The following is a 20,128-nucleotide window of genomic DNA, read 5'->3' as shown; positions in this document are numbered from 1 at the left end:
CCCCGCCGCGCTGCACCCTAAAAGCAGAGGATATTTCCAACGCAGGGCGCTAGCTAAGATGCAGGAACCGGCCATCACCCCCGAACTCATCGCATCGCACGGGCTGAAGCCTGACGAATATCAACGGATCCTCGACATCATCGGGCGCGAACCCACGTTCACCGAACTGGGCATCTTCAGCGCGATGTGGAACGAACACTGCTCCTATAAATCGTCCAAGAAATGGCTGCGGACGCTGCACACCACCGGCCCGCAGGTGATCTGCGGCCCCGGCGAAAACGCGGGCGTGGTGGACATCGGCGACGGGCAGGCCGTGGTCTTCAAGATGGAAAGCCACAACCACCCGTCCTATATCGAACCGCATCAGGGCGCGGCCACCGGCGTCGGCGGCATCCTGCGCGACGTGTTCACCATGGGCGCGCGCCCGATTGCCGCCATGGACGCGCTGTCATTTGGCCGCCCCGAACACCCGAAAACCCCGCATCTGGTCAAGGGCGTGGTCGAGGGTATCGGCGCCTATGGCAACGCCTTCGGCGTGCCCAACCTCGGCGGCGAGGTGCGGTTCCACCGCGCCTATGACGGCAACTGTCTGGTCAACGCCTTTGCGGCGGGGCTGGCCGATGCGGACAAGATTTTCTATTCGGCGGCATCCGGCGTGGGGATGCCGGTGGTCTATCTGGGCGCAAAAACCGGCCGCGATGGCGTCGGCGGCGCGACCATGGCCAGCGCCGAATTCGACGACACGATCGAGGAAAAGCGCCCCACCGTGCAGGTCGGCGACCCCTTCACCGAAAAATGCCTGCTGGAAGCCTGCCTGGAACTGATGGCGACCGATTCCGTGATCTCGATTCAGGATATGGGCGCGGCGGGGCTGACCTGTTCGGCGGTAGAAATGGGCGACAAGGGCGGCCTGGGCATCCAGTTGAACCTTGACCATGTGCCGCAGCGCGAAACCAACATGACCGCCTATGAAATGATGCTGTCGGAATCGCAGGAACGGATGCTGATGGTCCTGAAGCCCGAGCGCGAGGCCGAAGCGCGGGCAATTTTCCAGAAATGGGATCTCGATTTCGCCATCGTGGGCGAAACCATCGCCGAGGATCGCTTCCTGATCCTGCACGGAAACGAGGTGATGGCCGATCTGCCGCTGTCGAAACTGTCCTCCTCGGCGCCGGAATATGACCGGCCATGGGTCGAAACGCCGCCTGCCGCGCCGCTGGACGCCCTGCCCGCGATCACCCCCATCGCCGCCCTGCGCGCGCTGATCGGTTCGCCCAATTACGCCAGCAAACACTGGGTCTGGGAACAATACGACACGCAGGTGGGCGCCGACACCATCCGCCGCCCCGGCATGGGCGCGGGCGTGGTGCGGGTGCATGGCACCGACAAGGCACTGGCCTTCACCAGCGACGTAACCCCGCGTTATGTCAAGGCAAACCCGTATCAGGGCGGCAAACAGGCCGTGGCCGAGGCATTCCGCAACCTCTGCGCCGTGGGCGCAACCCCCTTGGCGACCACCGACAACCTGAACTTTGGCAACCCAGAAAAGCCGGAAATCATGGGCCAGTTCGTCGGTGCCATCAAAGGCATCGGCGAGGCATGCCGGGCGCTGGATTTCCCCATCGTGTCGGGCAACGTGTCGCTGTATAACGAAACCGACGGCACCGGCATCCTGCCAACCCCCACCATCGGCGCGGTCGGGTTGATCGAAAAACTGGACGACCTGATCGCAGGCCAGCCGCAAGACGGCGATGTGGCCATCCTGATCGGCGCACCGGGCAGCCATCTGGGCCAATCGGCACTGGCCGCCGAAGCCTTTGGCGTGGAAACCGGCGACGCGCCGCCCGTCGATCTGAGCGCAGAACGCGCCCATGGCGAATTCATCCGCGCGAACCGCAGCCATATCCGCGCCGCCACCGACCTGTCGGACGGCGGCCTTGCGCTGGCCGCCTTCGAAATGGCCGAAGCCGCCGGCATCGGTCTCCGCCTGAGCAGCGACAATATCGCGGAACTGTTCGGCGAAGATCAGGCGCGCTATCTGATCGCCGCCGATGGTCCGGGGGCCGCGGCCCTTCTGGATGCAGCACAGGCCGCAGGCATCCCGGCGGCTCAGGTCGGGCAATTCGGCGGCATGGCGGTGCAAATGGGCGAGGATGCGGGCGATCTGGCCGATCTGTCGGCGCTCTACCGCAGCGCCTTTGCTAACGCGATCCACGGCGATACGCCCGACCACGCATGACGATCACCGCGCCCCCCGGCTATGCCGCCATCATCACCGCCGCCGGGCGCGGCACCCGCGCGGGGGGCGATCTGCCGAAACAATGGCAGATGTTGGCAGGGCGAACGGTGCTGGCGCATACGCTGGACGCCTTTGCCGGGTTTGAAACGGTCATCCTGACCGTCCACCCCGACGATATGCCGCGCGCCATCGAGACCTTTGGCGGGCGCTGCATCATCGTCGCAGGCGCAGACACGCGCACGGCCAGCATCGCCAACGCCTTGGAAACATTGGGCGATGCCACAACCCATGTGCTGATCCACGACGGCGCGCGCCCCTTGGTGCCCGATCACGTCATCCATGGCGTGATTAAGGCGCTGCAATCCGGTGCCCCCGCCGCCGCCCCGGCCCTGCCCGTCACCGATGCCCTGTGGCGCGGCATGAACGGCCAAGTCAGCGAACCCACCCCGCGCGACGGCCTGTTCCGGGCACAAACGCCGCAGGGTTTCCTGTTTGCCCAAATACGCAATCACTACGCCGACGCAGGCACCGCCGCCGACGATGTAGAACTGGCCCTGCGCGCGGGGATTCCCGTCACCATCACGCCGGGGTCCGAAGACAACCTGAAGATCACCTACCCCGCCGATTTCGCGCGGGCCGAACGCATTCTGGGGGCCGCAATGGATGTTCGCCTTGGCAACGGTTTCGACGTTCACGCGCTTGGTCCGGGCGATCACGTCTGGCTGTGCGGCGTGAAAATAGCGCATAATCAGGGCCTTGTCGGCCATTCGGATGCCGATGTCGGAATGCACGCGCTGACAGATGCGATCTATGGCGCATTGGCGCAGGGCGACATCGGCCGCCACTTCCCCCCCAGCGATCCACAGTGGAAAGGTGCCGACAGCGCCATCTTTCTGCGCCACGCCGCCAATCTGGCACGCGACATGGGGTTCCGTATCGGCAATGCCGATGTGACCCTGATCTGCGAACAGCCCAAGATCACCCCGCACGCCCCCGCAATGATGGCCCGCTTGGCCGAGATCACAGGCATTGCCCCCGACCGCATCAGCGTCAAGGCCACCACCTCGGAACGTCTGGGCTTTACCGGACGGGGCGAGGGGATCGCCGCTATCGCCACTGCCACACTGATAAAGGATTAAGATGGAACGCATCCTTTGCATCTGGTTCGGCGCCGGCCTGTTGCGCCCCGCTCCCGGCACATGGGGATCGGCGGTCGCGGTCGCGCTTGGACTGCTGATCCACCGCATCGGGCATTTCCCGCTGCTGGCCATCGCCACCGCCGCCGTGACCGCGCTTGGGTTCTGGGCCGTCGTCCGCCATACCGCAGGCATGGCCGACCCCGACCGCCGCGAGATCGTCATCGACGAGGTGGCCGGGCAATGGCTGGCGCTGTGCTTTCCCTCTGTGGGCTTTTGGCTGATGGGCCTGCCTGCCGACAGCTTCCCCTATCCTGGCTGGGTCGCGGCATTCCTGTTTTTCCGCCTGTTCGACATCTGGAAACCGTGGCTGGTCGGACGCGCCGACCGGCGCGGCGATGCGGCTGGGGTGATGCTGGATGACCTCTGGGCCGGGCTGTTCGCGGGCCTTGCCACCATGGCCGCCGCCGCTCTCAGCCACGGATTGCTGATGTGAGCGCAGCGCAGGTTCTGGCCGCCGCCCGCGCCCGCAACGTGATGATCGCCACCGCAGAAAGCTGCACCGGCGGCCTGATCGCCGGGGCGCTGACCGAAATTCCGGGGTCCAGCGATGCCTTTGACCGCGGCTTTGTCACCTATTCCAACGCCGCCAAACGCGACATGCTGGGCGTCACCGCCGCCACACTGAACACCCACGGCGCGGTCAGCGAAGAAACCGCCGCTGAAATGGCCGCAGGCGCACTCGCCCGGTCAGCCGCCGGAATCGCAGTATCCGTCACCGGCATCGCCGGGCCGGGCGGGTCAGATCACAAGCCCGAAGGCCGCGTCTGTTTCGGCATCGCCACCCCGCAAGGCACCGAAACCGAAACCGTCGATTTCGGCCCGCTTGGCCGCAGCAATGTCCGTGCCGCAACAGTCCAGCACGCGCTGGCCCTGCTGCTGGAGGCACTGACGCGCTGAGCGGTAATGCCGCCCCCCAAGATGCGTATTTGGACAAACAGGAAGCATCCGCGCCGTTATCGGAACCTTGCGGGCTTCCTGTTTGGATAAATACGCACCTTGGGGCGCAACGCCGGTCAGAGTGCGGTCCAGCCGCCGTCCACGCTGATGGTGGTGCCGGTGATCTGATCGGCCGCCGGGCTGCACAGGAACACCGCCGTGCCGCCCATCTGCTGCACTGTTGCAAACTCTTTCGAGGGCTGGCGGGCCAGCATGACGTTGCGCACCACCTCGTCCCGGTCCATGTTGTATTTCTTCATGGTATCAGGGATTTGCTCTTCGACCAGCGGGGTCAGCACATAGCCGGGGCAGATGGCGTTGGCGGTGATCGGCTCTTCGGCGGTTTCCAGTGCCGTCACCTTGGTCAGTCCGACGACGCCATGTTTGGCCGCCACATAGGCCGATTTATAGGGCGAGGCTGTCAGCCCGTGCGCCGAGGCGATATTCAGCACCCGGCCCCAGCCTGCCGCCCGCATCAGCGGCAGCGCGGCGGCAGTGGTATGAAAGGCCGAGGTCAGGTTGATCGCAATGATCGCGTCCCATTTTTCGGTGGGGAATTCGTCCACCGGCGCGACGTGCTGGATACCAGCGTTGTTCACCAGAATATCGCAGGCCCCGGCCTGTTCGATCAGCGCCCGGCACTCGTCCCCTTTGGACATGTCGGCCTTGATATAGCGGGCGGTGATGCCGTGTTCCTTGGCCAGTTTTTCGGCCAACGCGTGATCTTCGTCGCGGTCGGTGAAGCTGTTCAGCACCACATTGGCGCCTGCGCGGGCCAGTTCCTCGGCCACACCCAGCCCGATGCCCGAGTTCGATCCGGTGATGACCGCCGTCTTGCCGGTCAGGAATTTCTGAAACATCTGCTTGTCCTTCATTTGATGACAGCCTGTTGCGCCCGCAACATGGGCGAAATCAGCCAGCGGCACAAGCGGGCTGCGCGCCCCGGCAAACTGGCGGTTTCATAGGCAAAACCGCTGCAAAATAAGGCTGTCTCATTGATCTATGATGCCTGGGGCCTCGCAACCATTGAAACCGCTGCCGTGTTGGCCCGATGCTTTTTTAATGGAAAACACACAGCTCACACAATCCGGCGCGCGGGCAGCGCAGATCGGGAAGCCGCGGGTAAAGGTTAACCGATGCTGATCCGCTATGGCTATGAGATGGCGATCGAAACGCAGGGGCCGCTGCCGCTGATCGCGCAGATGTCTGCCCGCCCCGAACGCAAGCTGGATCTGCGCGGTCCCGAACGGTTTTCCACCGATCCGGGCGTGCCCTTTTCCACCTATCTGGACATGTATGGCAATTTCTGCACGCGATTGACGGCCCCCGGCGGGCGATTCACGCTGCGGTCGGATGCGATCATCGCCGACAGCGGCCTGCCCGATCCGGTCGGCCACGACGCGCAGGAAATGCCGGTCGAGGCGCTGCCCGATGATGTGCTGATCTACCTGATGGCCTCGCGCTATTGCGATGTGGAACTGGTCAGCCCGGCGGCGTGGGATCTGTTCGGCACCATGCCGCCCGGCTGGGACAGGGTGCAGGCGGTGGTGGACTGGGTGCATCGCCACATCGCCTTTAACTATGGCGATGCCGATGCGACGCGGACGGCACATGACGCGCTGGAGCAGGGCAAAGGGGTCTGCCGCGACTTTGCGCATCTGGCGATTGCGATGTGCCGGGCGCTGAACATTCCGGCGCGCTATATCAACGGGCATCTGGGCGACATCGGCGTGCCGCCATCGCCCGATCCGATGGATTTCGCGGCCTGGATGCAGGTCTATCTGTCGGGCCGCTGGTGGACCTTTGATCCGCGCAACAATGCCTTTCGCATCGGGCGTATCGTGATCGGCCATGGCCGTGACGCGGCGGATGTGGCGCTGATGTCCAGCTTTGGCCCGCACGAACTGGCGTCATTCACCGTCTGGACGGATGAGGTGGACGAGGCCGGGCACCGGCTCGCATAATCAGGGCAAGATCGGCAAAACATATCCGCCGTGATCGGCTGATCCTGGCCCACATCAATTCGCAAGGCGGGCCGCAGGGATCACCTTTTTCGGGCCGTCCTTGTAATCGCGCGCCCCGCCCCCATATGGGCACCTTAACCATTAAGGAAGATCTCCGAATGAAAACTCTGATCGCAACCGCTCTGACCGCTGCCGCACTGGCCCTGCCCGTCATGGCTCAGGATACAGCCCGCCCTCAGTTGACCGCGGATGAGGCCATCTCGGCCCTGCAACTGACCGACGTGACGCGCCGTGGCAATGATCTCAGCGGCACCCTGCCGGGTGGTCAGATTGTCGAGCTGGACTTTGACCGCAATGGTCATCTTGAAGAAATCGAGGCTCGCAACCCGCGTCTGATCCCGATCAGCGCCGTTGCCGCGATCCTGCCTGAAACCCTGCGCAACGCCGAGCGTTTCCCCATTGATGGCGAGTTCGAGAAAATCGACTTTGACCATGACAGCACCGAAATCGAAGGCCGCGACGCCCAGAACCGCCCCTTCGAGGCCGATTACGATACCGCAGGCAACCTGCTTAAATGGGAACTGGATTAATCCCGGTTCCACCGTTTCAACGGTGACAAAGGCGGGCTTCGGCCCGCTTTTTTTATGACGGGCCTTGCTCTTGCGATCCCGGCGAAAAGGCGGTCGCCGGAACCTGAACCGTCAAGTTCAAGCGGCGCAGGTGTCGGCCTATACCATCATTTCCTTGGTCGCGGTCAGCCGCACGTCGGGGTAATCGCGGGCCACGCGGTCGATGTCCCATTGCAGGCGGGTCAGGTAAACCGGGTCGCCGTCGTGGTCGTTCGCCATGTGCTGTTTGTTGGTGTTGGCAAAGGCGTCGATCTTGTCCTGCGGGCCGGAAACCCAGCGGGCGCTGGTGAATTGCGATGGCTCGAACCGCACCGGGATGCCGTATTCCAGCTCGATCCGGCTGGCCAGCACCTCGAATTGCAGCGCGCCGACGACGCCGACGATATAGCCCGAACCGATCATCGGCTTGAACACCTTGGCCGCGCCTTCCTCGGCGAATTGCATCAGCGCCTTTTCCAGATGCTTGGCCTTCATCGGGTCGGTGGCGCGGACGGTTTGCAGCAGTTCGGGCGCAAAGGACGGAATGCCGGTAAAGCGCAGCGCCTCGCCCTCGGTCAGGGCATCGCCGATGCGCAATTGGCCGTGGTTGGGGATGCCGATGATGTCGCCGGCCCATGCCTCGTCCGCCAGTTCGCGGTCGGCGGCAAGGAACAGCACCGGGTTGGTGACGGCCATCGGCTTGCGCGAGCGCACATGGGTCAGCTTCATGCCGCGTTCGAAATGGCCCGACGCCAGCCGCACAAAGGCCACGCGGTCGCGGTGTTTCGGGTCCATATTGGCCTGCACCTTGAACACAAAGCCCGTGACCGGCGTTTCCTCGGGCGCGATCTGGCGTTCGGCGGTGTTCTGCGGCTGCGGCTCGGGGCCGTAATTGCCGATGCCCTCCATCAGTTCGCGCACGCCAAAGCTGTTGATGGCCGAGCCGAACCAGATCGGGGTCAGATGCCCTTCCAAAAAGGATTTGCGATCAAAGGCAGGCAGCAATTCGCGCGCCATTTCGATTTCTTCGCGCAGCCTGGCCAGCAGATCGGCGGGGATGTGATCGGCCAGTTTGGGGTCGTCCAGCCCGGTGATCTTCACCGTTTCGGCAACCTTGTTGCGGTCGGCGCGGTCCATAATCTCCAGCCGGTCATGCAGCAGGTCATAGGCGCCGATAAAGTCGCGGCCCATGCCGATGGGCCAACTGGCGGGGGCCACGTCGATGGCCAGATTTTCCTGAATTTCGTCGATGATTTCAAATGTGTCGCGGGATTCGCGGTCCATCTTGTTGCAGAAGGTCAGGATCGGCAGGTCGCGCAGCCGGCAGACCTCGAACAGCTTGCGGGTCTGGCTTTCCACGCCTTTCGCGCCGTCGATCACCATGATCGCGGCGTCCACGGCGGTCAGGGTGCGATAGGTATCTTCGGAAAAGTCGCTGTGGCCGGGGGTATCGACCAGATTAAAGCGGAACTGGCCGTATTCGAACGACATGGCGGATGCGGAAACGGAAATGCCGCGATCCTGTTCCATCTTCATAAAGTCAGACCGGGTGCGCCGCGCCTCGCCCTTGGCGCGGACCTGACCGGCCATCTGGATCGCCCCGCCGAACAGCAGGAATTTTTCGGTCAGCGTGGTTTTGCCCGCGTCAGGATGCGAGATGATCGCGAAGGTGCGGCGGCGGGCGATTTCGGGCGGGAGTGCGGGGCGGTTTTCCATGCCCGCGATTTACCCCCGGCCCCGCACCGGGGCAAGGCCGGTCAGCCCGGCCCGGCCAGATAGGCCGCGATGCCGCCTGCGGTCGTGTCGGGCGCATCCGCGTGCAGCCAGTGCCCCGCCGCCTTGACCCGCACGATCCGCCCCAGCGGAAAGTGGTTGCGCATCGCCACCCGGCCTTCTTCGGTGACGTAATCGGAATCGTCGCCGGTCAGCAGCATGGTGGGGTTATAGAAATGCTTGCCGGTCAGTTCCGACGGCCAGCCGACCAGTTCGGGCATCCGCGCGCGCAGCACGCGCAGGTTCGCCTTCCACTGCGGCGGGGTTTCCTTGACGTTCAGCGATTGCAGCAGAAAGGCGCGGATGCCGGGGTCGGAAATATGTTCCGCCAGCCGGGTGTCGGCCTGCGACCGCAGGCGGATGCCGGTCAGGTCAATCGCCTCCATCGCGTCGATCATGCCCAACTGGTCGTGGGAATAAGAGACCGGCGCGATGTCCATCACCACCAGACGGCGCACCATTTCGGGGCGGGTCAGCGCCAGCGTCATCGAGGCCTTGCCGCCCATCGAATGCCCGACCAGATCGGCGCGGCCGCCATGCGATTCGATCACCTCGGCCAGGTCTTCGGCAAGGGCGGGATAGGTGTGATCGTCGGACCAGAAGCTGTCGCCGTGATTGCGCATATCGACGGAAACGACGCGCCGCCCGTCCTGTGCCAGACGGCGGGCAAGGGCACCCAGGTTCCGCGCCTGACCGAACAGGCCATGGACCATGACCACCAGCTTGCCATCGCTGTCACCGATCTCATACGTCTTGAGCATGTCCGTTCCTTCCTGCCCCAGCGTAAAGCACACGTTCAGATTGTGCAAATGCCGAAACGATCCTTTTTAGTTCAAATATGTAAGAGAAATCTCAACTACAGTGGCCACAGCCGGTCGTGCGACCGAATCTGCCTTATGTCTTCATGGAATGCAGGGGATTTTGCAAGCGCGTCGCGCCCTGCACCAGCAAAGTTTCGCGAATGGCTGGCCTTGAGCGCCGCGCCGCCCTATCCTTGCCGCCATGAAACAGGCCCAGACACCCGAAGATTTGCGCCGCATGGCCGATGACGTGGCCCGTCTGATGGCGGATCGCTTTGGCGGGGCGCGGCGGGGCGAGTTTCCGTCGCTGGCCGATATGATCCGCCGTCGCGGCGGTGCCCTGCCCCGTCATCTGCGGCGGCAGGCGCTGATTCTGGCGCAGGCCGATGCGGTGGTCACCGCGCCCCGGATCGCCCGGCAGATCGACAAGCGCCCGGCCACGCGCGCCCATCACGCCCTGACCCGCTATCTGACGCCGCTGGGGTCGGTCAGCCGGTGGAAGAACCGCACGGTGAATTTTGCCGCATCGGTCGCCTTTGGCCTGATGGTGCTGGCGGCGGTGATTGTCTGGGTGATGGTGGCGCGGAACTAGCCGCGTCGGGTGCGGCGGGCGCGGCCCGGCCCAAAGATGCGTATTTGGACAAACAGGAAGCACGGGCGCGGCGCATTGTGATACGCGCCGCGCCGCTGTTTTACATGCCTTGATACAGCGGGAAGCGGGCGCAGAGGGCCGACACTTCGTCGCGGACCTTGGCTTCGACTTCGGCATTGCCCTGATCGCCGTTGGCGGCAAGGCCATCGACGACCTCGACGATCCAGCGGGCGATCTGGCGGAAGTCGTCTTCCTTGAAGCCGCGCGTGGTGCCTGCGGGGGTGCCAAGGCGGATGCCGCTGGTCACGAAGGGTTTTTCCGGGTCGAAGGGCACGCCGTTCTTATTGCAGGTGATATGGGCGCGGCCAAGGGCTGCCTCGGTCGCCTTGCCGGTCACGCCTTTGGGGCGCAGGTCGGCCAGCATCAGGTGGTTGTCGGTGCCGCCCGACACGATGTCGATGCCGCCCTTCATCAGTTCGTCTGCCATGGCGCGGGCGTTTTTCACGATCTGCGCGGCGTAATCCTTGAACGAGGGTTGCAGCGCCTCGCCAAAGGCGACCGCCTTGGCGGCGATGACATGCATCAGCGGGCCGCCTTGCAGGCCAGGGAACACGGCGCTGTTGATCTTTTTGGCGATCTCGGCATCGTTGGTCAGCACCATGCCGCCGCGCGGGCCGCGCAGGGATTTATGCGTCGTCGAGGTCACGACATGGGCGTGCGGCAGCGGCGAGGGGTGCTGGCCGCCCGCCACCAGACCGGCGATATGGGCCATGTCCACCATCAGATAGGCGCCCACCTCGTCGGCGATCTTGCGGAAGGCGGCCCAATCCCAGATGCGGGAATAGGCGGTGCCGCCGGCGACGATCAGCTTGGGTTTGTGCTGGCGGGCGGATTCGGCGATCGCCTCCATATCCAGCAGCTGGTCTTGCTGGCGCACGCCATAGCTGACCACGTTGAACCATTTGCCCGACATGTTCACCGGCGAGCCGTGGGTCAGGTGCCCGCCCGAGTTCAGGTCAAGCCCCATGAACGTGTCGCCCGGTTGCAGCAGCGCCAGAAACACCGCCTGGTTCATCTGGCTGCCCGAATTGGGCTGGACGTTGGCGAATTCGCAGCCGAACAGTTCCTTGGCGCGGTCGATGGCCAGATCTTCCACGATGTCCACATACTGGCAACCGCCGTAATAGCGTTTGCCCGGATAACCTTCGGCGTATTTGTTGGTCAGAACGCTGCCCTGCGCCTGCAACACGGCTTTGGACACGATGTTTTCCGATGCGATCAGTTCGATTTCATCGCGCTGGCGGCCCAGTTCAAGGTCGATGGCGCGCGCAATATCGGCATCGCGGTCGGCAAGGGACTGGGTGAAGAATCCGGTGTCGGTCATAGGGGCCTCCTGCTGGTGTCAGGATCGTGTAGCCGGTTTGACAGGGCGCGCAAAGGGCGGTTGCGACATCGGCAGGGGGCATTTGCGACTTGCCAAGCGCGCGAGGGCGGTGAAGATGCCCTTATGGGGGACATACATTTCACAGCCAGCCAGACAGACAGCGCCCAGACGGCACTGGCCCGGCTGACCGCGCGCTATGGTCAGGTGCCGGCGGACCGTGCTGCGGTGATCGTGGCGCTTGGCGGCGACGGGCTGATGTTGTCCACGCTGCATCAGATGACCGGGCTGCCGGTTTACGGGATGAACCGCGGCACCTACGGCTTTCTGATGAACGACTATGCCGAGGACGACCTGCCCGAGCGCATCGCCGCCGCGGAAATCACGCTGACCAATCCGCTGTCGATGGTGGCGGGCACGCCGGGCGGGGGCGAATATCGCGCCCTTGCCATCAACGAGGTCAGCCTGCTGCGGGCGGGTGCGCAGGCGGCCAAGCTGCGCATTTCAGTCAACGGGCAGGTGCGGATGCCGGAACTGGTGGCCGACGGAGTGCTGCTGTCCACGCCGGCCGGGTCCACCGCCTATAACTATTCCGCGCATGGCCCGATTCTGCCGATGGGGTCCGAGGTGCTGGCCCTGACCGCCATCGCCGCCTTTCGCCCGCGCCGCTGGCGGGGGGCGATCCTGCCCAAGACGGCGCTGGTGCGCTTTGACGTGCTGGAACCCGAAAAGCGCCCGGTGATGGCCGATGCCGATTCCCAGGGGGTCGAGCGGGTGGAATGGGTGGAAATCCGGTCAGAGCCTGACTTTGCCCATACCATCCTGTTCGACCCCGGCCACGGGATGGAGGAACGGCTGATGCGCGAGCAATTCGTTTAGGCGGTCACTGGCGCAGCGCAGGGGCGGCCTGTGCCCCGTCCTGATCCGCCAGCAGCAGCGCCCGCGCCGCCGCCACCTGTTCGGACGTCGTGGCCCAACTGGTCACAAGGCGAATCGCGGCGGTGTCTGGCGAACCGGCGGGCATGTCCCAATCTGCGGCCTTCAGCCCGGCTGCGCGCAGGGCGCTGATGCGGGCGGTGGGCAGGCGCAGAAAAACCTCGTTCGCCTCGACCGGCCAGATCGGGGCCAGCCCCTGCGCCAGATCGGCGGCCATGGCATTGGCGTGACGGGCGAGGTCCAGCCACAAGCCGCCGTCCAGCCATGCCAGCATCTGCGCGGCCAGAAAGCGGTGCTTGGACCACAGATGCCCGGCCCGCATCCGGCGAAAGCGGAACCCGGCGGCGCGGGCGGGATCAAAGATCACCACCGCTTCCAGCGCCATGCAGCCGTTCTTGGTGCCGCCCAGCGACAGCGCATCCACGCCCGCACGCCATGTCAGATCGGCGGGTGCCGCCCCGGATGCCGCCACGGCATTGGCAAAGCGCGCGCCGTCCAGATGCACGGCCATGCCCGCGCCATGCGCCACATCACACAGCGCCGCCAGATCGGCGGGGCCATAGACGCGCCCGCATTCGCTGGTATTGGTGATCGACAGCACCGCGTTCTGCCCGTCATGTTCATCGACCTGCGGATACAGCGCCAGCGTGTCGCGCAGCGCATCGGGCGTCAGGCGGCCATCCGCACCCGGCACCAGCGCCAGTTGCGCCCCGCCGGAAAGATAGCCGGGCGCGCCGGATTCGCTGGTGTGGATATGCGCGGACTCGTGACAAAAGATGCGACCCCACGGCGGGCAGATCTGTGACAGAGCCAGCGCATTCGCCCCGGTGCCGGTGCCCAGCAGAAACACCTCGGCCTGCGGCGCATCAAAGGTTTCGCGCACCGCCGCAACCGCCGCCGCCGTCAGATCGTCGTTGCCATAACCCGGCGCCAGCCCGGCATTCGCGCGCCCCATCGCATCCCAGATCGCGGGATGCACGCCCGACCAGTTGTCCGACCCGAAATTCATGACAAATCCTCGATCAGAAGGTTTTCCCAGTCATCCTCGGTCACGCTGGCCTCGGAAACCGTCCAGCCGCGCACGCTGACCCCGGCATCGTGAACCGAGTCCGGGTCGCCCGAGATCAGCGGGTGCCAGTGTTCCAGCGGCTTGCCCTCGGCCCGCAGGCGATAGGCGCAGGTGCGCGGCAGCCAATAGGCGATCCTGGCGATCTTGTCCGGCGTCAGCACCACGCATTCGGGCACATAATCGTGGCGATTATGATAGGACGAACAGCGGCAGGTCTGCCCATCCAGCAGCTTGCAGGACACGCGGGTAAAGGCAACCTCGCCGGTGTCTTCATCCTCCAGCTTGTTCAGGCAGCATTTGCCGCAGCCGTCGCACAGCGCCTCCCACTCGTCGCGGGTGAGGGTGGTCAGCGGCAGTTCCCAGAAATTTGGCCGCATCAGGGACCAGCCAGAACAGCGCGGGCCTGCGCGGCGTCAGCGGCAATCTGATCGACCAGCGCATCGAGACTGTCGAATTTCGCCTCGTCCCGCAGGAAATCGACCAGAGCAACCGACAGGTGCTGGCCATAAAGATCGCCGGAGAAATCGAACAGATGCACTTCGAGATTGGGGCGATTTTCGCCGAACATCGGGCGCACGCCAAGGCTGGCGACGCCCTGCCACGGGCCTTTTTGCGGGCCGGTCAGCACATCGACCAGCACGGCATAGACCCCAAGGCGCGGCAGATGCAGCCCCTGAACCGACATGTTCGCCGTGGGCCAGCCCAGATCGCGGCCCCGCTTGTCGCCGTGCAGCACCTCGCCTTCGATGCGGTGCCAGTGGCCCAGCATCCGTTCGGCATCGCGCGGGCGGCCATCGGCCAGCGCGGCGCGAATCGCGGTCGAGCTGTAATCAGTGCCGTTTGCCCCCAGCAGCGGGGCGATGGTGACGCCAAAGCCCATCTCGCGGCCCAAGGTTTCCAGCATGGCCGCATCCCCTGCCCGGCCCTTGCCAAAACGGAAATCGGCGCCGACCGTGACATGCGCCACGCCAAGACCATCGGCCAGCACATCGCGGGCGAACCCCTGAGGGGTCAGCCCCGCCATCACCGGGCCAAAGGGCAGTTCATACAGATGCGCCACACCCAGACGCGCCAGCCGGTTGGCCCGCGCCTCGGCATTCATCAGGCGAAAAGGGGGGGCATCGGGGGCGAAATATTCGCGCGGATGCGGTTCGAACGTCACCACACCCAGCGGCGCGTCGGCGGCGTGGCGGGCGGTGTCGATCACCGCGCGATGGCCCAGATGCACGCCGTCGAAATTCCCCATCGCCACGCTGGCACCGCGATCATGTGCGGCAAGTCCGGTCCAGTCACGATGGATGCGCAATGCGGCCCCCTTGGGGCCAGCGGCCCGTCAGTCGAATTTGCGGCTGGGGGCCAGCACGACCGCCTCGCCTTTCAGAACGACCGTATCACCGACAAGGCAGCGGGTTGCAAGCGTGACCCGCCGTTTCGCGTGGTCGATGGCATCCACCGTCACTTCGGCCCGGACCAGATCGCCGGGGCGCACGGGGGCCATGAATTTCAGCGTCTGGCCCAGATAGACGGTGCCATGCCCCGGCAGTTGTTCCCCGATCACGGCGGAAATCAGCCCGGCGGTCAGCATCCCATGGGCGATACGGCCCTCGAATATGGTGTCCTGCGCATAGGCATCGTCCAGATGCACCGGGTTGCGGTCGGTCGAGACCTCGGCGAACAGTTCGATGTCGCGATCCGTCACATGCTTTTGCAGGTAACGCATCATCCCGACCTCAAGATCCTCGATGACGATGGTGCCGCGGGGAAGGTTATCCAACATCCTGACCTCCAAAGAACGGATGCTGCATAGCAGCAAAACCAGCGCCACGCAAGAAAATAGCCCTCGACCCGCCAAAAGTATAATATTGTTACCGGCACATTCCACGCCCGAAACGCAAAACGCCCGCCGGATCGGGCGGGCGTTTCTGATCTGTGGCGGGAATTTATCTTAGCCGACCAATAGCATAGCGCGGCACCTGCCCCTGTTGCGCCAGCCATTCGGCCAGCAGGGCAGCATCGGGGTTTTCCACATCCGGCCCCATCGCCTCGGCCGCCAGACCGCCGGTGACGAACAGCGCGTCAATGCCCTGCTGCGCCGCCCCCAGCACATCGGTCAAGATACCGTCGCCCACGGCCAGCACCTTGGCATCGGCGCTCAGCCCCAGCCGGGTGCGCGCCATGTCGTAAACCGGAGAGTGCGGCTTGCCGAAATAGAACGCCTGCCCGCCCATATCCTGATACAGTTCCGCCAGCGCACCGGCGCAATAGATGCGGGTTTCACCCATATCCACCACGATGTCGGGGTTGGCGCACAGCATCGGCAGGCCACGCGCGATCGCATCGGCGAAACGGTCGCGGTAATCCTGCGGCGTTTCGGTCGCTTCGTCAAACGGCCCGGTGCAGATGATGCCCTGCGCCTGATCCAGCGGCACACGCGCCACCGGCGGCGCATCGGCGAAACCGGCGGGCAGATCGTTAAAGAACACGTCATCCTTGGCGGCGCCGATGTACCAGACCTTCTGCCCGACCTGCCCCGCCATCATCGCCGCCTGTGTCGCATCGCCGGAACTGACGATCACATCCCAGGCATCACGCGGCACGCCCATACCATCCAGTTGAGCCTGCACCGCGCCAAACGGCCGTGGCGAGTTGGTCAGCAAACACACTCGCCCGCCCCCGGCGCGAAACGCCTGCAACGCCGCGACCGCCGCCGGATAGGGCCGTTTGCCATTGTGCAAACAGCCCCACAGATCGCACAGCAGCGCATCATAACCGCCGCCGATCTGCGACAGGCTGTCAATGATGCGGGTCATCAGACCGCCAGAACGGGGATGATCTGCTTTTTGCGGCTCATCACGCCGGGCAGAACCACGCTGTCGCCGGTCACGACCACGCCAAAGCTGCGCTCGGCCACCTGTTTGACGAAATCGTTGGGCACCAGCAGGGTGGCCTCTTCTTTCAGGATGTCCACGATGAACAGCAGCACCTCGTCGGCACCATCGGCGGCGGCAACGGCGGGCATGGCGGCCATCAGCGCAGCCTTGCGGTCCAGCAGAACCTGCGGCGCGGTGGTTTCCAGCACCGAAACGCGCAACTGCTTGCCGCCCAGTTCATATTCCTTGCTGTCCATTTTCAGCAGAGCATCGTCGGAAAAGGCCGAGACATCGGATTTCGCGGCGAACATTTCGGTCGCATAGTCGGTGATGTTCACGCCCAGATCGGCCGCCAGCTTTTCGGCGACGGCGCGATCATGCGGAGTCGTCGTCGGGCTGCGGAATTCCAGCGTGTCGGACAGGATGCAGGTCAGCATCGCGCCCTTGATCCCCTCGGGCGCGCGGGCCATGTCGTCGCCGATCAGGTCGTGCATGATCGTGGCGGTGCAGGCCAGCGGACGGATGGTGATGTTGATCGGGCTTTTGGTCTTCACGCCACCGGCCAGCAGGTGGTGATCGATGATCTCGATCACCTCGGCTTCGGCCAGACTGGCGGGCAGTTCGGCGGGGTTGTTGGTGTCCACGATCACGCATTTGTCGCCGGCGGCCACGTCAGCGATGATTTCGGGCTTGTCCAGACGCCAGCGGTTCAGCATCCACGCCGCTTCAGTATTCGGTTCGCCCTGAAGAACGGCCTTGGCCGGCTGCTTGCGGACTTCGTTCAGATACCAGGCCCAGATGATGGGCGAGCCGGTCGAATCCGTATCGGGGGCGGTGTGGCCGAAAACCTTGATCGTCATGTTGCGCCTTTGCATATCTGCGGGATTTTGCGCGCCTTATAGGCGCAGCACGGCCCCTTGTCCACGACATGCAAGGGCCGCGAAACGGGAAAGGCCCGCCAGAGGGGCGGGCCTTGTCGCGATCAGTTGACCAGTGGTTTATGGTTTTGCGCGTGGCGCACAGCCAGCTTGCGCCCCATCCGCCCCGAGGCCAGATGCCGGACCGGTTCCGGCATGTAATCGCGGTCACGCAGTTCGGGAAAGATTGCAAAGATTTCCCGACGCGCGGCAGCGCCCACGGATTTGATCGCCTCGGGTCCGGTATAAAGCGATTCCGTTTCCGCGCCGTTGGACAAGACAATCTGGTGCCGATCAAACATGAAGTGAACATACGTCACCGCATCCATATCATCGGCAATGTCGATACCATCCAGTTGCAGCAATTGCTTGGCAGCGACCAAAACCTCGTCCGTGCCAAACATTCTGTGGGCAATGGCCGAACGCACCAAAATCCGGTGCTGCGGACTGACCAGCAAATCAGCCGAAGGAATACCATCCCCCAAAGCACCGGCCTTGATCCGAATCGGGCGAACATTATCCTGCTTTATCAGCGGCAAACGGGTCTGCCCGGCCCAACGAACGGGCTGGAAACCTTCGTCCCGCGTCAGCACCATCATGCCTTCTTGCAGGTCTTCGACGGCAACCAGCCCCTGATCGGTTTCGATCAATGTGCCCGAGACAAAACAAACGACTGCTTCCGACCAATAATTAATATCGGTCATCGTCGGATATGCTTCACCGTTGGCGTTCGTTCCAGTATATGTCGCTGTCACCTCGATCCGGGCGACCGGCCCGGCGATCTGGACCAGCGCGGACACCTGTTCAGCCCGCGAAATCGCTGTGGAATTATGCGGGGGGTAGCCTTGGTTCCCCCAGTTTCTGGTGCCGGTCGAACTGCCCGAAGCCAATCTACCCGTGACCATCACCGAACCATCGGCATTGGTCGTGACATCAACCATATTGCCCGGAGTGACCGTAATGGGAACCAGATTGCCATCGGCATCATAGGCTTTGATCGTAACTGCCGATCTTGATGTTGCGCTGTTTACGCCTGTCTGGCCGTTTTCCAGACGCAAGATGCGAAAATCGACATTCGTCACCTCGACTCCGGGATTGGCCGGGTCCGCAGGTGTGCTGTCGGGGTCAAAGTTGATGTTTGTGGTTACACTTTGCCCGCTCCGCAGGCCGATGCGCATTTCCGACTGGTTGTCATAGGCGGTGCCAGAGGGGTCGTTACCCTGCGGGGTCGTTTGCGCAACACCGCTGCTGCCAGTGCTTTGAATAGAGGCCGCACCCGCGCCACTTGCCGGATCAACACGGATGGTGGCCGGGCCTTCATCGTCGTAGGTAAAGCCGTCCTTTACGCTGGTCGTCGAGGTTGAACTGTTCGCATAATCAGTCCACTTAAACGTCTGCTTAGTAGCCATAATATATCCTTTCAGACAGCCGCATAATCGCGGTATCGAGGCGGCACGCCGCCGGTTGGGCCGGGTATCCGGCAGTATCACTGCTAGGCCCGGCAGGTATCAGAGTCAACTGACCTTTCCGGCTGATTTTATGACATTCTTATGCAAAAGGGCACCCGCGCAAGGTGCCCTTTTGCCGCTATGCCGCGCCAGTCACGCCGCGCGGCTGGTCAGCACCTCGTCCACGCGCTTTTGCGCCGCGCCTTCATCCAGCCCGCCGACAGCGGCGACTTCGCGGGTCAGCCGGTCCAGCGCGGCTTCGTAAAGCTGGCGTTCGGAATAGGACTGTTCGCGCTGGTCGTCGTTGCGATGCAGGTCGCGCACCACCTCGGCGATGGACATCAGGTCGCCCGAATTGATCTTTTGTTCATATTCCTGCGCCCGGCGCGACCACATCGCGCGCTTGACGCGGGCCTTGCCCTTCAACGTTTCCAGCGCCTTGGCGATCAGATCGGGGCTGGACAGGCCGCGCATCCCGATTTCGGTGGCGCGCGCGGTCGGAACGCGCAGGGTCATCTTGTCCTTTTCAAAGGAAATCACGAACATTTCCAGGCGCAGCCCGGCAACCTCTTGTTCCTCGATCGACATGATCCGCCCCACACCATGGGCGGGATAGACCACAAAATCATCGGGGCGAAATTCGGCTTTTTTCGTTTTCGACATGGCTTCCTCTTGCATGTGCCCGGCGGGATGCAGGACACAAAGGGCCTTGGGCGGCAGCGACCGCCCTTGGCCCTTGTGGTTTTCGTTATGTCACCCGCACCGGCAGAGGGCGGGTCATCTGGGGATGCGCGCGCAGCGGGCAGCGCGATTGTGACAGCAACATAACACAAAAAACGCCATAAAAAAAGCGGCTTGCGCGATCAGAGCCGCCTGCCAACCCCGCGCGGGGATACAAATCTTATCAATGCGTTAACAAATGAAGGGCCGAAACGCACCAATGCTGCGGTGCCGAATCAGCATCGCAGCAGGTGCGGCGCAACCGCGCAGATCAATCGCCTTCGCCGGGATTGGGCGAAAAGTATTTGTCCAGCTTGCCCGCAACCCCGTCCATTTCCTCGGCCGTGGGCATCGGGTCTTTCTTACGAGTGATAACGGGCCACTTTTCGGAATATTCCCGGTTGAATTCGACCCATTTTTCCATGTCCGGTTCGGTATCCGGGCGGATCGCATCGGCCGGGCATTCCGGTTCGCACACGCCACAGTCGATACATTCATCGGGGTGAATCACCAGCGTGTTTTCCCCCTCGTAGAAGCAATCCACGGGACAGACTTCGACGCAATCAGTGTATTTGCACATGATGCAGTTGTCGGTGACGACATAGGTCATGGCGCGCGTTCCCTATTATTCGAGGGGCTAGTTACGCGCAGGCGCCCGATCATTCAAGGCCGGGCG

General features: G+C 63.7%; 21 protein-coding genes. 8 read left to right on the top strand and 13 right to left on the bottom strand.

What is annotated here, in order from left to right; translation table 11 throughout:
* Nucleotides 1-58: 58 nt before the first annotated feature.
* From purL to Q4G14_RS13095, 4 genes are read left to right on the top strand one after another with little or no spacing between them, the layout of a single operon-like run.
* Nucleotides 59-2,239, top strand: a complete 2,181-nt coding sequence (purL, locus tag Q4G14_RS13110) for a phosphoribosylformylglycinamidine synthase subunit PurL (RefSeq protein WP_303362204.1) — start codon at nt 59-61, stop codon at nt 2,237-2,239.
* Complete coding sequence (locus Q4G14_RS13105) at nt 2,236-3,378, top strand: bifunctional 2-C-methyl-D-erythritol 4-phosphate cytidylyltransferase/2-C-methyl-D-erythritol 2,4-cyclodiphosphate synthase (RefSeq protein ID WP_303362203.1); 1,143 nt, start codon at nt 2,236-2,238, stop codon at nt 3,376-3,378. The genes purL and Q4G14_RS13105 overlap by 4 nt, the downstream gene beginning before the upstream one ends.
* Nucleotides 3,374-3,871, top strand: a complete 498-nt coding sequence (locus Q4G14_RS13100; protein WP_303362209.1) for a phosphatidylglycerophosphatase A — start codon at nt 3,374-3,376, stop codon at nt 3,869-3,871. The genes Q4G14_RS13105 and Q4G14_RS13100 overlap by 5 nt, the downstream gene beginning before the upstream one ends.
* Nucleotides 3,868-4,335 (top strand): CinA family protein, encoded by a 468-nt coding sequence (locus tag Q4G14_RS13095; protein WP_303362202.1) that lies wholly within the window; start codon nt 3,868-3,870, stop codon nt 4,333-4,335. The genes Q4G14_RS13100 and Q4G14_RS13095 overlap by 4 nt, the downstream gene beginning before the upstream one ends.
* A gap of 116 nt (nt 4,336-4,451) precedes the next feature.
* Here the strand turns inward: Q4G14_RS13095 and Q4G14_RS13090 are convergent, their stop codons facing one another.
* Entirely contained in the window at nt 4,452-5,234 is a 783-nt protein-coding gene (locus Q4G14_RS13090; protein WP_303362201.1) for a 3-hydroxybutyrate dehydrogenase, read from the bottom strand.
* A gap of 276 nt (nt 5,235-5,510) precedes the next feature.
* On the opposite strand from Q4G14_RS13090, the gene Q4G14_RS13085 reads away from it, so the two are divergent.
* On the top strand, nt 5,511-6,338 hold the full coding sequence (locus Q4G14_RS13085; RefSeq protein ID WP_303362200.1) for a transglutaminase family protein: 828 nt from the start codon (nt 5,511-5,513) through the stop codon (nt 6,336-6,338).
* Between the two features lie 158 nt (nt 6,339-6,496).
* A complete protein-coding gene (locus Q4G14_RS13080; protein WP_303362199.1) occupies nt 6,497-6,928 on the top strand; it encodes a hypothetical protein in 432 nt (143 codons plus the stop codon).
* Between the two features lie 138 nt (nt 6,929-7,066).
* Here Q4G14_RS13080 and Q4G14_RS13075 read toward each other — a convergent pair whose 3' ends face one another.
* Both Q4G14_RS13075 and Q4G14_RS13070 read right to left on the bottom strand, forming a co-directional pair.
* On the bottom strand, nt 7,067-8,662 hold the full coding sequence (locus Q4G14_RS13075) for a peptide chain release factor 3 (RefSeq protein ID WP_303362198.1): 1,596 nt from the start codon (nt 8,660-8,662) through the stop codon (nt 7,067-7,069).
* Nucleotides 8,663-8,703: 41 nt separating this feature from the next.
* A complete protein-coding gene (locus tag Q4G14_RS13070; RefSeq protein WP_303362197.1) occupies nt 8,704-9,480 on the bottom strand; it encodes an alpha/beta fold hydrolase in 777 nt (258 codons plus the stop codon).
* Nucleotides 9,481-9,721: 241 nt separating this feature from the next.
* Between Q4G14_RS13070 and Q4G14_RS13065 the strand changes: the two genes are divergently transcribed.
* Entirely contained in the window at nt 9,722-10,111 is a 390-nt protein-coding gene (locus Q4G14_RS13065) for a hypothetical protein (RefSeq protein WP_303362196.1), read from the top strand.
* Between the two features lie 100 nt (nt 10,112-10,211).
* On the opposite strand, the gene glyA is transcribed toward Q4G14_RS13065, so the two are convergent.
* Entirely contained in the window at nt 10,212-11,495 is a 1,284-nt protein-coding gene (gene glyA, locus Q4G14_RS13060; protein WP_303362195.1) for a serine hydroxymethyltransferase, read from the bottom strand.
* A 123-nt stretch (nt 11,496-11,618) separates the two neighbouring features.
* Here glyA and Q4G14_RS13055 point away from each other — a divergent pair, with 123 nt between their 5' ends.
* Nucleotides 11,619-12,371, top strand: coding sequence for an NAD kinase (locus Q4G14_RS13055; RefSeq protein ID WP_303362194.1), 753 nt, complete (start codon nt 11,619-11,621; stop codon nt 12,369-12,371).
* A gap of 4 nt (nt 12,372-12,375) precedes the next feature.
* On the opposite strand, the gene Q4G14_RS13050 is transcribed toward Q4G14_RS13055, so the two are convergent.
* The 9 genes from Q4G14_RS13050 to fdxA all read right to left on the bottom strand — a co-directional run bounded on the left by Q4G14_RS13050 (nt 12,376) and on the right by fdxA (nt 20,062).
* On the bottom strand, nt 12,376-13,437 hold the full coding sequence (locus tag Q4G14_RS13050; RefSeq protein ID WP_303362193.1) for a low specificity L-threonine aldolase: 1,062 nt from the start codon (nt 13,435-13,437) through the stop codon (nt 12,376-12,378).
* On the bottom strand, nt 13,434-13,874 hold the full coding sequence (locus Q4G14_RS13045; RefSeq protein ID WP_303362192.1) for a YcgN family cysteine cluster protein: 441 nt from the start codon (nt 13,872-13,874) through the stop codon (nt 13,434-13,436). Before Q4G14_RS13045 ends, Q4G14_RS13050 begins: the two co-directional genes overlap by 4 nt.
* On the bottom strand, nt 13,874-14,803 hold the full coding sequence (locus Q4G14_RS13040) for a bifunctional riboflavin kinase/FAD synthetase (protein ID WP_303362191.1): 930 nt from the start codon (nt 14,801-14,803) through the stop codon (nt 13,874-13,876). Before Q4G14_RS13040 ends, Q4G14_RS13045 begins: the two co-directional genes overlap by 1 nt.
* Before the next feature lie 27 nt (nt 14,804-14,830).
* A complete protein-coding gene (locus Q4G14_RS13035) occupies nt 14,831-15,274 on the bottom strand; it encodes a MaoC family dehydratase (protein ID WP_303362190.1) in 444 nt (147 codons plus the stop codon).
* Between the two features lie 163 nt (nt 15,275-15,437).
* On the bottom strand, nt 15,438-16,307 hold the full coding sequence (locus Q4G14_RS13030; protein WP_303362189.1) for a TIGR01459 family HAD-type hydrolase: 870 nt from the start codon (nt 16,305-16,307) through the stop codon (nt 15,438-15,440).
* Nucleotides 16,307-17,227 (bottom strand): manganese-dependent inorganic pyrophosphatase, encoded by a 921-nt coding sequence (locus Q4G14_RS13025; RefSeq protein WP_303362188.1) that lies wholly within the window; start codon nt 17,225-17,227, stop codon nt 16,307-16,309. Before Q4G14_RS13025 ends, Q4G14_RS13030 begins: the two co-directional genes overlap by 1 nt.
* Nucleotides 17,228-17,349: 122 nt before the next feature.
* Nucleotides 17,350-18,774 carry a Hint domain-containing protein gene (locus Q4G14_RS13020; RefSeq protein WP_303362187.1) on the bottom strand — a complete coding sequence of 475 codons (1,425 nt, stop codon included), beginning with the start codon at nt 18,772-18,774 and terminating at the stop codon, nt 17,350-17,352.
* A gap of 111 nt (nt 18,775-18,885) precedes the next feature.
* A complete protein-coding gene (locus Q4G14_RS13015; protein ID WP_303362186.1) occupies nt 18,886-19,395 on the bottom strand; it encodes a CarD family transcriptional regulator in 510 nt (169 codons plus the stop codon).
* Nucleotides 19,396-19,723: 328 nt separating this feature from the next.
* A complete protein-coding gene (fdxA, locus tag Q4G14_RS13010; RefSeq protein WP_303362185.1) occupies nt 19,724-20,062 on the bottom strand; it encodes a ferredoxin FdxA in 339 nt (112 codons plus the stop codon).
* Nucleotides 20,063-20,128: the final 66 nt, after the last annotated feature.

It is taken from the genome of Paracoccus sp. (in: a-proteobacteria) (genome assembly GCF_030538755.1).
Taxonomy (GTDB): domain Bacteria; phylum Pseudomonadota; class Alphaproteobacteria; order Rhodobacterales; family Rhodobacteraceae; genus Paracoccus.
Note: the sequence above shows the minus strand (reverse complement) of the source record. Positions and strands in the feature narration are given on the sequence as shown.